At 73.3% G+C, this 14,623-nt stretch carries 13 protein-coding genes; 7 read left to right on the top strand and 6 right to left on the bottom strand.

Going from position 1 to position 14,623, the window contains the following annotated elements; translation table 11 throughout:
- The first annotated feature begins 42 nt into the window (after positions 1-42).
- Genes MNZ39_RS19675 through MNZ39_RS19695 form a run of 5 tightly spaced genes read left to right on the top strand, consistent with a single transcriptional unit; the run spans position 43 to position 5,076 of the window.
- Positions 43-1,086, top strand: a complete 1,044-nt coding sequence (locus tag MNZ39_RS19675) for an ABC transporter ATP-binding protein (RefSeq protein ID WP_374202553.1) — start codon at positions 43-45, stop codon at positions 1,084-1,086.
- Positions 1,077-2,009: a carbohydrate ABC transporter permease gene (locus MNZ39_RS19680; protein WP_242340786.1), complete on the top strand. Its 933-nt coding sequence runs from the start codon at positions 1,077-1,079 to the stop codon at positions 2,007-2,009. Before MNZ39_RS19675 ends, MNZ39_RS19680 begins: the two co-directional genes overlap by 10 nt.
- A 2-nt stretch (positions 2,010-2,011) precedes the next feature.
- On the top strand, positions 2,012-2,857 hold the full coding sequence (locus tag MNZ39_RS19685) for a carbohydrate ABC transporter permease (protein WP_242340787.1): 846 nt from the start codon (positions 2,012-2,014) through the stop codon (positions 2,855-2,857).
- Between the two features lie 21 nt (positions 2,858-2,878).
- Positions 2,879-4,366 carry a CoA-acylating methylmalonate-semialdehyde dehydrogenase gene (locus MNZ39_RS19690; protein WP_242340788.1) on the top strand — a complete coding sequence of 496 codons (1,488 nt, stop codon included), beginning with the start codon at positions 2,879-2,881 and terminating at the stop codon, positions 4,364-4,366.
- 59 nt (positions 4,367-4,425) lie between these two features.
- Positions 4,426-5,076, top strand: coding sequence for an NADPH-dependent FMN reductase (locus MNZ39_RS19695; RefSeq protein ID WP_242340789.1), 651 nt, complete (start codon positions 4,426-4,428; stop codon positions 5,074-5,076).
- Positions 5,077-5,093: 17 nt separating this feature from the next.
- Here MNZ39_RS19695 and MNZ39_RS19700 read toward each other — a convergent pair whose 3' ends face one another.
- Genes MNZ39_RS19700 through MNZ39_RS19710 form a run of 3 tightly spaced genes read right to left on the bottom strand, consistent with a single transcriptional unit; the run spans position 5,094 to position 7,476 of the window.
- Positions 5,094-6,926, bottom strand: coding sequence for a ThiF family adenylyltransferase (locus MNZ39_RS19700; protein WP_242340790.1), 1,833 nt, complete (start codon positions 6,924-6,926; stop codon positions 5,094-5,096).
- A gap of 5 nt (positions 6,927-6,931) precedes the next feature.
- The gene (locus MNZ39_RS19705; protein ID WP_242340791.1) at positions 6,932-7,135 is read right to left on the bottom strand and encodes a hypothetical protein; all 204 of its coding nucleotides are present in this window, start codon (positions 7,133-7,135) and stop codon (positions 6,932-6,934) included.
- 17 nt (positions 7,136-7,152) lie between these two features.
- On the bottom strand, positions 7,153-7,476 hold the full coding sequence (locus MNZ39_RS19710; RefSeq protein WP_242340792.1) for a hypothetical protein: 324 nt from the start codon (positions 7,474-7,476) through the stop codon (positions 7,153-7,155).
- Between the two features lie 269 nt (positions 7,477-7,745).
- Between MNZ39_RS19710 and MNZ39_RS19715 the strand changes: the two genes are divergently transcribed.
- Positions 7,746-9,350: a DUF438 domain-containing protein gene (locus MNZ39_RS19715; protein ID WP_242340793.1), complete on the top strand. Its 1,605-nt coding sequence runs from the start codon at positions 7,746-7,748 to the stop codon at positions 9,348-9,350.
- Between the two features lie 18 nt (positions 9,351-9,368).
- Here the strand turns inward: MNZ39_RS19715 and MNZ39_RS19720 are convergent, their stop codons facing one another.
- From MNZ39_RS19720 to MNZ39_RS19730, 3 genes are all read right to left on the bottom strand, one after another.
- Positions 9,369-9,851, bottom strand: a complete 483-nt coding sequence (locus MNZ39_RS19720; protein ID WP_242340794.1) for a hypothetical protein — start codon at positions 9,849-9,851, stop codon at positions 9,369-9,371.
- 187 nt (positions 9,852-10,038) lie between these two features.
- Positions 10,039-10,821, bottom strand: coding sequence for a phosphatase PAP2 family protein (locus MNZ39_RS19725; RefSeq protein WP_242340795.1), 783 nt, complete (start codon positions 10,819-10,821; stop codon positions 10,039-10,041).
- A gap of 267 nt (positions 10,822-11,088) precedes the next feature.
- The gene (locus tag MNZ39_RS19730; protein WP_242340796.1) at positions 11,089-12,417 is read right to left on the bottom strand and encodes a dicarboxylate/amino acid:cation symporter; all 1,329 of its coding nucleotides are present in this window, start codon (positions 12,415-12,417) and stop codon (positions 11,089-11,091) included.
- Positions 12,418-13,434: 1,017 nt separating this feature from the next.
- On the opposite strand from MNZ39_RS19730, the gene MNZ39_RS19735 reads away from it, so the two are divergent.
- The coding region (locus tag MNZ39_RS19735; protein ID WP_242340797.1) for an HNH endonuclease signature motif containing protein at positions 13,435-14,623 on the top strand (1,189 nt) is incomplete at its 3' end.

Below are 14,623 nucleotides of genomic sequence, written 5' to 3' on the forward strand. Positions count from 1 at the left end.
GGCGGGGCGGGGGCGGCAGCCCCCGTGAGATCGGAGGGCCCGGTGGCGGTGGTCGAGACGCGCAGGCTCACGAAGGTGTTCAAGAAGGCCGAGGAAGGCGCCGTCAACGACGTCGACCTCGTCACCCGCGACGGAGAGTTCCTCGTCTTCCTCGGCCCCTCCGGGTCGGGCAAGTCGACGCTCCTCCGGATGATCGCCGGGCTCGAGGAGCCCACGCGCGGCGACGTGCTCATCGGCGGCGACGTCGTCACCGACCTGCCGCCGCGGGCGCGCGGCATCGCCATGGTGTTCCAGAGCTACGCGCTCTACCCGCACCTCTCGGTCGAGCAGAACATCGGCTTCCCGCTCAAGGCGCACGGCGTGCCGAAGCCGAAGCGCCGCGAGCGGGTCGAGTGGGCCGCGGGCCTGCTCGGCATCGGCCACCTCCTCGGCCGGAAGCCGCGCGAGCTCTCCGGCGGCGAGCGGCAGCGGGTGGCGCTCGCGCGCGCGCTCGTGCGAGAGCCGACGGTGTTCCTGCTCGACGAGCCGCTCTCGAACCTCGACGCGAAGCTGCGCGCGTCCGCGCGCGAGGAGCTCACCTCCTTCCACAAGCGCGTGCGCACCACGACCATCTACGTCACGCACGACCAGGTCGAGGCGATGGCGATGGGGGACCGGATCGTGGTGCTGAACAAGGGCATCGTCCGGCAGATCGGGACGCCGCACGAGGTCTACGACGAGCCCGCCGACACCTTCGTCGCGACGTTCCTCGGCTCGCCGCCGATGAACCTGGTCGAGGACACCGACTTCATCGCCGGGTTCCGGCCCGAGAGCGTCGTCCCCGCGGCGATGGTCCGCGGCCCCAGCGCGCCGATCCGCCTCCGGATCCGGCTCGTCGAGTTCCTCGGCTCGGAGCGGGTCCTGCACGGCGTCATCGACGGCGGCCGCTTCGACGGCCGGAAGGTCGTCTCGCGCGTCGCCACCGCCGCCAGCGGAGCCCTCGGGGAGGGGGAGGCTCACGACTTCGCGGTCCCCGCGAGCGAGGTGAAGTTCTTCGACCGGGCGACCGGCAAGCGCGCCGCCCCGCGGGAGCTGTCGTGGCGGTGACCGGGGCCGCGCTCGAGCGGGAGGCGCCCCGCCGGCGCCGCCGGGTGAGCGGCGCGACCCGGCTCGGCGTCGCCCTCTTCTCGCCCGCGCTCGTGTACATCCTGGCGCTCCTCGGGCTGCCGCTCGTGCTCGCCTTCCTCTACAGCGTCGGCGACGTGACGGTGGGGTCGGTGGGCTACGAGTTCGTCGGCCTCGAGAACTTCCGGAGCGTGGTGGAGAGCCCGAGCTTCCGGCGGGCGCTCGTGAACTCGTTCGTGTTCACGATCGTCTCGCAGGTGATCGTCATCGTCTGCGCCAACGCGCTCGCCCTCGCGCTGCGGGAGCGGTTCCGCGGGCGCGGGCTCGTCCGGTTCCTCATCCTGCTGCCCTGGGTCGCGCCGATCAGCCTGGGCGCCATCGGCTGGAAGTGGATCCTCGACTCGATCTACTCGGTCGTGAACTGGGTCCTCGCGAAGATGCACCTCGTGAACCTCTTCGACCCGCCGATGTGGCTCGGTCGGCCGGCGCTCGCGATGGCGTCGGTCATCGCGGTGCACTCGTGGCGGATGATCCCGTTCTCGACGGTGATCCTGCTCGCCGGGCTCACCTCGATCCCGAAGGAGCTCCCGGAGGCGGCGGCCGTGGACGGGGCCGGCTTCTGGCGGACGCACTTCGAGATCACGCTCCCGATGATGCGGCCGATCATCAACGTGGCCGTCCTGTTCGGCGTGGTCTTCACCTTCACCGACATGACGGTCGTCTACATCCTCACCCGGGGCGGGCCGTACGACTCGACGCAGGTCCTGCCCTCGCTCGCGTTCCAGACCGGCGTGCTCGGCTCCGACCTGGCGGAGGGGGCGGCGATCTCGATGTTCCTCGTCCCCATCCTCGTGGCGGTCGCCGCGCTCATGCTGCGCGTGGCCCACCGCGCGGAGGTGGTGTAGCGATGGCGGGCCCGCGGAGATCGCCGCTCACGCGCCTCGGGCGCTGGCTCATCGTGATCGGGTTCGCGGTGCTGCTCGCGTTCCCCTTCTACTGGATGGCGATCACGACGTTCAAGCAGACGAGCGACCTGTACAACGTCGAGCACGACCCGTTCGTCTTCAACGCGGCGCCCACGCTCGATCACCTGCGGCTCCTCTTCGGCGAGACGCTCTTCCTGCGCTGGTTCTGGAACACCACCGTGGCCGGCGCGGCGGTCGTGGCGATCACGCTCGTGCTGGCGGTCCCCGCCGCCTGGGCGCTCGCGCGGCTCACCGGCCAGTGGGGGCAGCAGCTCGGGATCGGGATCTTCCTCACCTACCTCGTCCCGCCGACGCTGCTCTTCATCCCCATGTCGCGCGTGGTCTCCTGGCTCGGGCTGCAGGACACGCTCTGGGCGATCATCGTCACCTACCCGACCTTCACCGTCCCGTTCTCGATCTGGCTGCTCATGGGCTTCTTCAAGGCGATCCCGCGCGACCTCGAGGACGCGGCGCTCGTGGACGGGCTCACGCGCTTCGGCGCGTTCGTGAAGCTCGTCATCCCCATCTCGGTGTCCGGGATCCTCACGGTGGTCATCTTCTCCTTCACCCTCGTGACCCAGGAGTTCGTCTACGCCCTCACGTTCATCTCCTCGGCGGAGCACCAGACGGTCGGCGTGGGCGTGCCCATCTACCTGGTGCGCGGCGACGTCTACTACTGGGGCTCGCTCATGGCGGCCTGCCTGATCACGAGCCTGCCGATCGCCGTCGTCTACAACCTGTTCCTCGATCGCTTCATCGCCGGCTTCACCGTCGGCGCGGTGAAGTGAGGAGGCTGGAGGTCGAAGGTCATGGCCCCGAACGTGTCGTCCTCTCCCGGCCGCGCGGGCTCCGAGCCCGCTCCGCTCCCGCTCCTCGTCGACGGCGCGGCGCGCCCGGCGGCGGCCACCGAGACCGCGCCCGTGCTCGAGCCGGCGACCGGCCGCACCGTCGCGCGGGTCCCCCTCTGCGGCCCTGCCGACGTGGACGCCGCGGTGCGCGCCGCGGCGGCCGCGTTCCCGGGCTGGCGCGCGATCCCGGTCCCGGACCGCGTCCAGGTGCTCTTCCGCTACAAGGCGCTCCTCGAGCGCGAGCAGGACTCGCTCGCCGCCTCGGTCTCGCGGGAGAACGGCAAGCTCCTCCCGGACGCCCGCGCCGAGGTCCGGCGCGGGATCGAGGTCGTGGACTTCGCCTGCGGCATGCCGACGCTCGCGCAGGGGCGGACGGTGGAGGGGATCGCCCGCGGCATGGACTCGCACACCTGGCGCGTCCCGGTGGGCGTCGTGGCGGGGATCTGCCCGTTCAACTTCCCGGCGATGATCCCGCTCTGGATGTTCCCCATCGCCGTCGCGGCGGGGAACACGTTCGTCCTGAAGCCCTCGGAGCGGACGCCCTCGACCGGGCTCCGGCTGGCCGAGCTCTTCAACGAGGCGGGGCTCCCGCCCGGCGTGATGAACGTCGTGCACGGCGGCCGCGACGCCGTGGACGCGCTGCTCGACCACCCGCTCGTGCGGGCGGTGTCGTTCGTGGGATCGGAGGGGGTCGCTCGCCACGTCTACGCGCGGGCGGCGGCGAGCGGCAAGCGCGTCCAGGCGATGGCGGGAGCGAAGAACCACCTCCTCGTGCTGCCCGACGCCGACCTCGACCTGACCGTCTCGGCCGTGATGGGCTCCGCGTTCGGCGCCGCGGGCCAGCGCTGCCTCGCGGGGAGCGTGCTCGTGCCGGTGGGCGGCGCGGCGGAGCCGCTCCTGGAGCGGCTCGCCTCCGAGGCGCGCGCGACGCGGGTCGGAGATCCCTTCGCCTCGGACTCGGCGATGGGGCCGGTGATCCGCGAGGACAGCCGCGCCCGCGTCCGCCGCTACATCGAGGCCGGGCTCGCCGAGGGGGCCGCGCTCGTCGTGGACGGGCGCGAGGCGACCGCCGGCGGGGACGGGTTCTTCATCGGCCCCACCATCCTCGATCGCGTCGCGGCGGACTCGACGCTCGCCCGGGACGAGATCTTCGGGCCCCTGCTCGCGACCGTGCGGGCCGGGAGCGTGGAGGAGGCGGTCGCCCTCGCGAACCGCTCCCGCTACGGCAACGCCGCGAGCATCTTCACCACGAGCGGCAAGGCGGCGGCGTACTTCAGGCGCAACGTCGAGGCCGGGATGATCGGCGTGAACGTGGGCGTGGCCGCGCCGATGGCGTTCTTCCCGTTCGCCGGGTGGAAGAGCTCGTTCTTCGGTGACCTGCACGCGACCGGCGAGGACGCGGTCCGCTTCTACACGGAGACGCGAGTGGTGATGGAGCGCTGGGCCTGAACGACAGTTCGCGGCGTAGCCCCCCGTCGCCCAGGGGGGCGCGCCCGGGAGGCGTCACCATGAGGCTGCTCGCGTTCGCCGCGTCGCTGCGGAAGGAGTCCTTGAACCACCGGCTCGTCGCGCTCGCGTGCGAGATCGCGCGGCGAGAGGGGGCGGACGTGGATCTCGCCCGCTTCTCGGAGTTCGAGATGCCGCTCTACGACGGTGATGTCGACCGGACGAGCGGCCTCCCCGCGGGCGCGCTCGAGCTGAACCGCCGGGTCGAGGCCGCGCAGGCGATCCTCATCGCGGCGCCCGAGTACAACTACTCGATCGCCGGGCCGCTCAAGAACGCGATCGACTGGGTGTCCCGGGCCCGCCCGATGCCCTGGCGCGGCAGGAGCGTGTACCTCCTCTCGGCGTCGCCCTCGCCGATGGGCGGGATCCGCGGCCTGTGGCAGACCCGCATCCCGCTCGAGGGGTGCGGCGCGCTCGTCTTCCCCGACATGTTCGCGCTCCCCCACGCGGGCGAGGCGTTCGACGCCGACGGCCGGCTCCGGGACGCCGGGCTCGCGGGGCGGCTCGAGCGCGAGATCGCGGGGTTCGTCCGGCTCGCGGAGACGCTCGCGCCGATCTGCAGCGGCGCCGCGACGCGCGAGACGAAGGCGCGTCAGGAGAAGATCGTCCCCGCGCTCGAGGACGAGTCGCACATCCAGCCGCCGGCGCGCTGAGCGCGTCGAGGGCGACGCTACGAGCCGGCCGGCTCGCCGTCGCGGAGCACGCCCGCGAAGGACGCCGCGCGCGGGCCGCGCAGCGGGACGTCGAGCGGATCGACCCGGCCCGACGGATCCCCGCACACGGGGCAGTCCTGCCGCGGCGCCGGGGTGAGCCACACGCTCTGGTAGGCGTGCTGCCCCGGGGTGTCCCCGAACACCTGCGGGTAGAACCAGTAGCCGGGGACGGTGGAGGTCGTGAGGTAAGGCGTCCCGTCGGAGAGCGCGGTCTCCGCGAGCGCCGCGAGCGGCGCGCCGCTCCCGGCGAGGAGCAGCGAGAGGCCGAGCTTCGCCGCGGCGCTCGCCACGTGGTGCACGTCCGGCCCGATCGCGAGCGCGCCGTGGAGCCGCGCCGTGCCGTAGTCGATCTCGCGCGCGCCGCCGCCTTCCCGCGCGAGCGCGCCGCGCGTGCGCGTCGCGCACAGGTAGCAGGGCGTCCGGCCGGGGACCGTCATCACCACCTCGCCGCCCTGCGCCCCCGCGTACAGGCCCACGAAGAGGGCGGGCCGCCCGCGCGCGTACGCGAACCGGTCGAGCAGGCGCTGGCCCGCGGGATCGTCGGTGGCCGCGACGACCAGGTCGGCCGCCCGGACCAGCGCGTCGAGCGGGGCAGGCCCGAGCGCGTCGAGCGCGGTCGCGTGGAGCGAGAGGCCGACCGCGGGCTGGACGGCGAGGAGGCGCCGGGCGAGCGCCTCGACCTTGGCCCGGCCGAGATCGCCGACCTCGTACCCGGTGCGCGAGAGGTTCGGCGCCTCCACCGACTCGGGATCCACGAGCGCGAACGCGCCGACGCCGCTCCGCGCGAGCGCCTCGGCGAGGTACGACCCCACCGACCCGCAGCCGGCGACGAGGACCGTCCGCTCGCGCAGCGCCGCCGAGACGAGCCCCGCGCTGCGCGCGAAGAGCGCGTCCCGGAGCCGCGCCGCCGCCTCCGCGGGATCGCCGCGGGTGAGGAGCCGTCCCCACCCGGCGAGCCGCGCGCGCTCGCGGTCGGCGGTGAGCGCCGGTCCGCCGCGCGGCCCGAAGGCGGCGCGGTAAGGGCCGGGCGGCAGGAGGATCGTGCGCACCGCCGCGGCGAGCCGGTCCTCCTCGGCGAGGGCGAGCGACCAGCCGAGCTCGAGCTGCTCGGTCTCGCCGTCGGCGTTCGTGGCGAGCACGAGCGGCGGCAGCGCCGGGTAGCCGTCCCCGACGACCACGAGGAGCTCGAGCCCGCCCGCGAGCAGCCGGGCCGCGGGGAGCGCCGCGTCGCCCGCGGCCGCGACGTCCACCAGCCCGACGCCCCCAACCTCGCCGCCGATCGCCCGGGCGAGCCGCTCGGCGTCGCGCAGGAGCGGCACGACGGTCACCTGCAGCGGGCGGACGGCCGCGTGGTCCTCGCCGGCGCGCCAGGCGCCGAAGAAGGAGACCTTGCTGCCGGGCGGGGAGAGCGCGAGCTCGTGGGGCGCCAGGCGACTTCCGGGATCGCAGCGCGTGACGATCGGGGCGAGGTACGTCGCGAGGTGCCCGTTCCGGCGCAGCCCCTCCGCGAGCTCCGCCGCGTCCTGCGCGGACGGCGCGTCGAGGAGGGGAGGGTGGGAGTGGACGATGCCCTTCAGCTCGAGCCCGTCCTCGCGCTCGAGCGCCTTCACGCGCGCGTCGAGCGCGCGCGAGGGGCGGTAGCTCGCCTCGGTGGCCGCCCCCTCCGGATCGGGGACGAGCTGCGTGACGAGGGACACGCCTCGGGGGCCGACGAGCGCCCCGCCGCGCTCCGCGGGGTGCACCGCGAGCTCCTCCCCGATGGCGCGGAGCACCGCGTCGAGGACGCGCACGTGGATCAGCGCAGTGGGGCGGCGAAGACGGCCGGGTGGATCTCGGAGAGCGACTGGCCCTCGTCGCCGCGCGGGACCCGATCCCCGATCACGATGCGGCCCGCAGGATCGACGAACACCCGGCGTCGCCGCTCGCGCGGCGGCGTGTCGGCAGTGCGGCGATCGTCGAGGAACAGCTCGCGTAGGTCTGCGACGGTGGCATCGGACATGGCGTCTCCTCCGAGGGTCAGAACGGGAACTTCCCCGTGCGCTGGAACTCGCTGAAGCCGTTCGCCCACAGCACGCTCTTCGCGTAGGCGGCCTCGAGCGTGGGCATGCCGCCGGCCGGGTCCGCGGAGAGGCAGATCCGTCCGTGCGGGAACAGGTGGCAGGCGTGCGGGTCATGGCCGGAGACGTCGGGGCTCGCGACGGTGACCTGGTAGACGGCGCCGTCGAACCACAGGAAGAGCTGGAACGGATCGCCCGCCACCGTCGTCACCGGGAAGAGCCAGCCCCGAACGCCGTCCACCACCACGGACCGCGTCGCCGCGGGGAGGCTCTGCTCGACCATCGCGCGTTCTCGCAGCGCGTCACGAACCGGACCCGCAAGCCAGTCGCCGCCGAACAGCTGCTTCATGCTCCCGCTCCCCGGGCACGGTGCTCCAGATCGAACCCTAGTGGCGCCGGGTCCGTGCGGCAGCGCGCACCGGTGGGAGGGTTCACCCGCATGGCGGTGAAGGCGGCAACGAAATCCGGGTGAAGAGCTCCGCGCCCCGGCTGAAAAGTCCGTGATCCCGACCGGTTCGGCGGCTGGCGAGAACCTTGCTCTTCACATCGGTCATGAGCGAGCTCATCGAAACGGGCGCCCCTCCTCGGAAGGACCTCCTGAAGCACCTCATCCTTCAGCTCCACGACGGCGTGGCGCCGGAGGCGGTGCAGCGGCAGCTCCAGCGCCTGCTCGGTCAGGTGCCGTACGGGCTCGTGGTGGAGGTGGAGCAGGAGCTCATCGCCGAGGGGTTGCGGCCCGAGGAGATGACGCGGCTCTGCCACCTTCACTCGGCGGCGCTGCAGGGCGGCATCGATCTCTCCGGCGCCCGCACGCCGCCGCCGGGCCACCCCGCGCGCGTGCTCTCCGAGGAGAACGCGGCGCTCGCGAAGCAGGCCCACGCGCTCGAGCACGTCGCCGAGGCGCTCGAGACGGCCGTCAACGGGGACGCCGTGGGCGTGCACCTCCTGCAAGCGCGCGTGCGCGTGAACGCGCTCACGGACGTCGAGAAGCACTATCAGCGCAAGGAGCACCTCCTCTTCCCGTTCCTGGAGCGGCACGGCATCACCGGTCCGCCCCAGGTCATGTGGGGCAAGCACGACGAGACGCGCGCGCTGCTGCGCGGCGCGCTCGCGGCGCTCGCCTCGGCCGGCGAGGACCCCGTCACGGCTCGCGCGATCGCGGGCGGCGCGCTGCGCCCGCTCGCGCGCGCCATCCGCGACCTCGTGGACAAGGAGGAGAACATCCTCCTGCCCATGTCGCTCGACGTCCTCGAGGAGCGCGAGTGGTGGGAGATCGCGCGCCAGAGCGACGAGCTCGGCTACTGCCTCGTGGAGCCCGAGGCGCGCTGGCGCCCGGCGTCCGCCGAGGGGGACGACGCGCCGGCGCCGGGCGCGCGCGTGAGGCTGCCCACCGGGAGCCTCCTCCCCGCCGAGCTCGAGGCGATCCTCGGCGCGCTGCCGCTCGACGCGACGTTCGTGGACGCCGAGGATCGCGTCCGCTGGTTCAGCCACGGCAAGGACCGGGTCTTCTCGCGCAGCCGCGCCGTCATCGGCCGCAACGTCCAGTTCTGCCACCCGCCCGCGTCGGTGGGGACGGTGGAGGAGATCCTCGCCAGCTTCCGCGCCGGCACGCAGGATCGCGCCGCCTTCTGGCAGCTCCACGGGCGCTTCGTCCACATCGAGTACCGCGCGCTGCGGGACGACGCCGGCGCGTATCTGGGCTGCCTGGAGGTGACCCAGGACCTCACCGAGAAGCGGGCGCTGAAGGGCGAGCAGCGGCTCCTGTCGTGGTCCGGCGCTCGCGCCGCCGCGGAGGCCGCGCGGCCCGTCGAGGCCTGCCCCGCGCACGCGGAGGCCGGCCGATCCCCGGCGCCGGAGCCGGCGCACGCCCACGTCCACGCCCCGGCCGCGCACGCGGAGCCGCGCCCGGCGTGGCTCGACGGCGCGTCCGTCTCCCGGCGGCTCGACGCGCGGCCGATGCTCGCGTCCGGCGCTCACCCGGTGCAGGAGATCATGCAGGAGCTCGCCGTGCTGGCGCCCGGCGACGTCTTCGAGCTCGTGACGCCCTTCGTGCCCGGTCCGCTGCTCGAGCGGGCGCGCGCCGTCGGGTGCGTGGCTCACTCGGAGCCGGGCGGAGCCGGCGTCGTGCGCACGTTCTTCACGCGCGCCGCGGGGTGAACGTCCCCGTGTGATCGCTCAGCGCGTCCGCTCGAGGCCGCGCGCCGTCTGCCGGACCTCGTCGCCCACGCGGAAGTCGTAGGGCTGGTCGTAGACGAACGTGTCCGTCCCGCCGTCGTCGAACCGGACGAAGACCTCGTAGGTCCGCCGCTCGGCGCCGCCCTGGCTCGCGGCGGCGCCGACCACCGCACCGCCGACGGCGCCCGCGACCGCGCCGGCGCCGCTCCCGTGGTGGTGCGCGTAGCCCCAGCGGTCGTAGTAGGTGTGGCCGCCCACGGCGCTGCCGAGGATCCCGCCGATGATCGCGCCGGCGACGGCGCCTGCGCCGGGGTTCCCCTGCTGCCGCTCCACGGTCTCGCGGATGGAGGCGACGTAGCCGACGCGCTCCCACTGCTGGGAGGACCCCTCGCCCCAGGTCGTGGAGGTGGTGGACGTCGTCACGCAGGCGGTCGAGAGGAGGGCGGTCAGGGTGGCGAGCGAGGCGAGGCGGCCGGGTCTCATGGAAGCACCTCCGAGCAGTCGTCCGGGGAAGAGGGTGCCGGGCGAGCTCTCATCGGTGCACGGCGCGGACCAGCGCCGACCTCGGCGCGAAGCGCAGGGCGATCAACGAGTTACGCGCGTGCGTCGGCGGGCGGGCGCGTGAACGCGCCGCACACCTGGCGCGGCGACACCCCGGTAGGTGCTCCTCTCACCCCCGCTGCACCCTCGAAGGACGCTCGTCGTCCTCCACGCCGGCGTCCTTCCGCCTGCGCGCGCGCCGATCGAGGAAGTCCGCCGCGAGCCAGCAGGCGACCGCCCAGCTCGCGCCGACGGTCCAGCCGGCGAGGACGTCGGAAGGCCAGTGCACGCCGAGGTACACGCGGCTCACGCCGGCGAGCCCGGTGAAGAGGAGCGCCCACCCGAGGACGAACGCCTTCTGCCGCCGCCGCGGGAGCACGCGCGCGACGAGCGCGCCGAGCGTCAGGTAGGCGATCGCCGAGAGCATGGAGTGGCCGCTGGGGAAGCTCGACGTGTAGACCCACGTGCCGTGGGGCACGAGCTCCGGGCGGGGCCGGTCGAAGCCGCGCTTCAGCGCGAACGAGAGGATCGCCCCGCCCACCACGGCGACGGCGAGCAGGGCCGCGGAGCGGCGACGCCCGGCGAGCCACAGCGTGGCGGCCACCGCGGTCGTGACGAGGCTGATGATCGGGACGCCGCCGAGGGCGGTGAGGTCCCGCCCGGTCTCCTCGACCCACTTCGGGCCGAGGGGATCCGCGGGGTCCCCGGGCTTGCGCATCGCGAGGAGGATCTTCTCGTCGATCGCGCGGGTCTCGTCCTCCCGCACCGCCTCCGCGATCTCGACGAAGGTGAGGACGCCGCCGGCGAGCGCCGCGACGAGGAGGAGCGTGACGAGCTCGCGCGCCCTGAGCCAGCGGTGGACGTTCGCCGCCGCCGCGCCGAGCCGCTCGTGCCACCGGGCGCCGCGCTCCATCTCGCAGAGTGTATCGCCCGCCCGTCGCGGGCGCCGTCCGCGGGAGGGTCGTCGCCCTGGGAGCGGGAAAGGCGAACGCCGGCGGCGGCCGGAGGGAGGGCCACCGCCGGCGTCCGCGCCGGGATCTCCGTGCCGCTACTTGCGGGGGACTTCCGGCGTGCTGCGGAGCGCGGTGCGGCGGTCGGCCTCGCAGAGGCCGTTCCACAGGCGCGAGAGGATCGAGATGAGCTGCTTCATGAGGTCTCCAGGAGCGAATGCGCCGGCGGGCTAGCCCTCGGCCGCGGTGAGCGGGACTTCCTCGAGGAGCGGCACCGGGGTCGGCGTCGGCTCCGCGGCGTCGACCGGTTCGGCGCCCGCGAGGACCGCGCGCGCCCGGGCGAGATCGAGCTCGCCCTCCCAGCGGGAAACCGCCACCGACGCGACGCCATTCCCGATGAGGTTCGTGATGGCGCGCGCCTCCGACATGAAGCGGTCGATCCCGAGGAGGAGCGCGAGGCCGGCCACCGGGATGGTGCCGACCGCGGAGAGGGTCGCGGCGAGCGTGATGAAGCCGCCGCCGGTGACCGCCGCGGCGCCCTTCGAGGTGAGGAGCAGCACCGCCAGGATCTCGAGCTCCTGCCCGAGCGAGAGGTGCGTGTTCGTCGCCTGGGCGACGAACAGCGTCGCGAGCGTGAGGTAGATCGACGTCCCGTCGAGGTTGAAGGAGTAGCCCATCGGCACGACCAGGCCGACGACCGGCTTGGAGCAGCCGAGCCGCTCCATCTTCCTCATCATGAGGGGCAGCGCGGACTCGGACGAGGAGGTCCCGAGCACGACGAAGATCTCCTCCTTGATGTAGCGGAGGAACCGGAGGATGCCGAGCCCGCAGCTCCGCATCACGAGCCCGAGGACGAGGACGACGAACACCGTGCTCGTCGCGTAGAAGCAGGCGATGAGCTTGCCGAGGCTCAGGAGCGTGTCCACGCCGTACTTCCCGACCGTGAACGCCATCGCGCCGAACGCGCCGATGGGGGCGAGCCGCATCACCATGCCGACGATCCTGAAGAGCACCCCCGAGAGGACGTCGATGAACTCGAGGATGGGCTTCCCCGTCTCGCGCAGCCCGGCGAGCGCGATGCCGAACAGGATCGAGAAGAGCAGGACCTGGAGGATGTCGCCCTTCGCGAACGCGTCGGCCACGTCCTTCGGGATGACGTTCATGATGAAGTCGATCGTCCCGTGCTGCTGGGCGCCGGCGGTGTACGTGGCCACCGCCTTGGCGTCGAGGGTTGCGGGGTTCACGTCCATGCCGGCGCCGGGCTGGACGAAGCGGGCGACGACGAGCCCGATGGCGAGGGCGACCGTGGTGAGCCCCTCGAAGTACAGGAGGCCCTTCAGCCCCACGCGGCCGACCTTGCGCAGGTCGCCCATCTTCGCGATGCCCGTCACCACCGTCGCGAACACGATGGGCGCGATGAGCATCTTCACGAGCTTGATGAACGCGTCGCCGAGCGGCTTCATCGACGCGCCGGTCGCCGGCGCGAGGTGGCCGACGAGGGCGCCGAGCGCCACGGCGACGAGGACCTGCAGGTAAAGGCTGCGAGCGAGACGCTTCACGTGAGCCTCCTCCTGGCGGCGCCGCGCCGCCGTCGCGCCGCGCCACGAGAGGACGGGAGCGCGCTCCTCCACAGCACGCGATGTGCCCGGGAGCGCCGATCCGGCGAAAGTCGAAGAAATGCACGCCGGGGCGCGTGCCACGGCCCATCGGGCCGGGCGGGCGCGCGCGAAGGGCCATTCCGATCGTCATCGGCGCTCGAGGGAAAGCGCGCGCGGGCGCGCAGGGACGCGCGCTGCGCGGCGTCCGGGAGCGGTCATTCCGGGAGGCATGACCATTCCGGAGGGAATGGCCCTTCTCGTCGAAAGGGCCCCGCCGAGCTTCGCTCGGCGGGAGCAGCGCGCCGTTCCCCGTGCGAGCGAAGCGAGCAAAGCCGGGGCGCCATCGCGACAGCGGCGAAGCCGCGCGCGGTGGCGCACGGGACCCGGCGAGCAGGGGTGGGGCGGGGCGCAGCCCTCATCATTCGTCACAAGTGCGGGTACTCGCCGGACGAGCGGCGGGTGTTACCACGGCTTCCGTGCGCATGGCGGATTCGGGGCATCGACGGGGTCGGCGCGCGCGCTCGTGCTCGACCCCGATGAACGCGGGAAGGCGGGGGCGCAGGCGAGCGTCTCGTAGTGTCGAACCGGGCACAGCGACGGCGTGACTTCGCGCGGGGTGCACGCGGACTTCTCGAAGGCGCCTCCGCAGCTCGAGGTCGACCGTATTCACCTTGGGTGACAGCTATCGCCAGCGGTAGTGCCGGCCGGTGCCGCGGCTCTTCTCGCGACGAGGCAAGGCGTCCCAGATGCGGTGGGTGAAACATTTCCCGTTGACGCCTTCTCGCCTCGATCGCGGTCCGGCATTGGACCGGCGCGGAAGGGCCGCTCTCGCGCACGCGCCTCGCGCGTGTCACGCGCGGAGACCGAGGAAAGGCATCGACGAGGGTGCAGCGAATAGCGCCGCGCAGGCGCGAGCCTGGAGCGTCTCCGGAGCTCCGGAAATCGCGTGCTACGAAGGGTGTACTGGAGGTGCACCCCATGTCTGCGCTCGCCCCCGCTGCTCTCGAGTCGAATGTCCTCGCCCTTCGCCTGCGCGAGCTCGCCGGAGAGGAACGGAACGTCCAGGTCGACTTTCTCCTGCACCTCGACGAGTTCGATCGGCGCCGCGCCTTCGTCGAGGTCGGCCATGCGTCCCTCTGGGCGTACTGTTTGGAGGCGCTTCACCTCCGCGAGGGCGCCGCCGGCCGGCGCATCCAGGCGATGCGGGTGCTGCGCCGCTTCCCGATCCTCGAGGCTCCGCTGCGCGATGGGCGTCTGTGTTTGTCCACCGTGGCGCTCCTCGGCCAGGTGCTCACCGAGGAGAACGTGGACGACCTCCTCGCTCGCGCCGCCTTCCGGACCCGGGCCGAGGTCGAGCAGCTCGTCGTCTCCGTCCAGGCGCGCACCGCTCCGCGTGCTGGCCTCCGCAAGCTCACCGACCGCGCGCCCACCGCGGGAAGCGCAGCGCTGCAGCTCCCGGCGTCCGATGCAGGACAGGCCGAGACGGCGACCGAGCCCGGCACCGCGAAGCCGACCCTCGATCCGGGCCCTGCGGCCGACGCGCTGCCGGCGCCTTCGCCCCCCGTCGCGCAGCCGAAGCGAAGGGCCGAGACACTCGCCGTCTCGGAGAGCCACTGGTCTCTCCGGGTCACGCTCGACCGCGCCTGCAAGGAGGACCTCGAGACGCTCCGGTCGCTCCTGTCGCACAAGGTCCCGGACGGCGACCTCGCGGCGGTGCTCCACGAGGCGATCCGCTGCGCCATCCAGAAGCACGGCAAGCGCAAGGGCGCGGTCGCGCCGGAGCGGAAGACGAAGGGAGCGAAGCAGGCCGGGAATGCCGCCACGACGAAGAAGACCGCGGCGAAGCCGCCGGCCACGAGGACCACGATCCCGGCGATAGTGCGCCGCGCAGTGTGGACGCGCGATGGCGGGCGCTGCGCCTGGGTCGGCCCGGACGGCTGCCGCTGCAACAGCCGCTGGAAGCTCGAGCTCGACCACATCCAGCCCGCCGCCCTCGGGGGACCGTCCACGTTCGAGAATCTTCGACTCGCCTGCCGAGCTCCTGACGGATCCCCTCAAATCAGCACACCTGAGCGGCAGCGATACGCTCTCGGAGTGAGTCCCATGGTTCTTCCGCCAGGGCGCCTTCGAGGAGGTCCGGCGCGTGGTCCGCGAGCACAAGTCTGCC

Source organism: Anaeromyxobacter sp. SG66, from assembly GCF_022690805.1.
Lineage (GTDB): Bacteria > Myxococcota > Myxococcia > Myxococcales > Anaeromyxobacteraceae > Anaeromyxobacter > Anaeromyxobacter soli.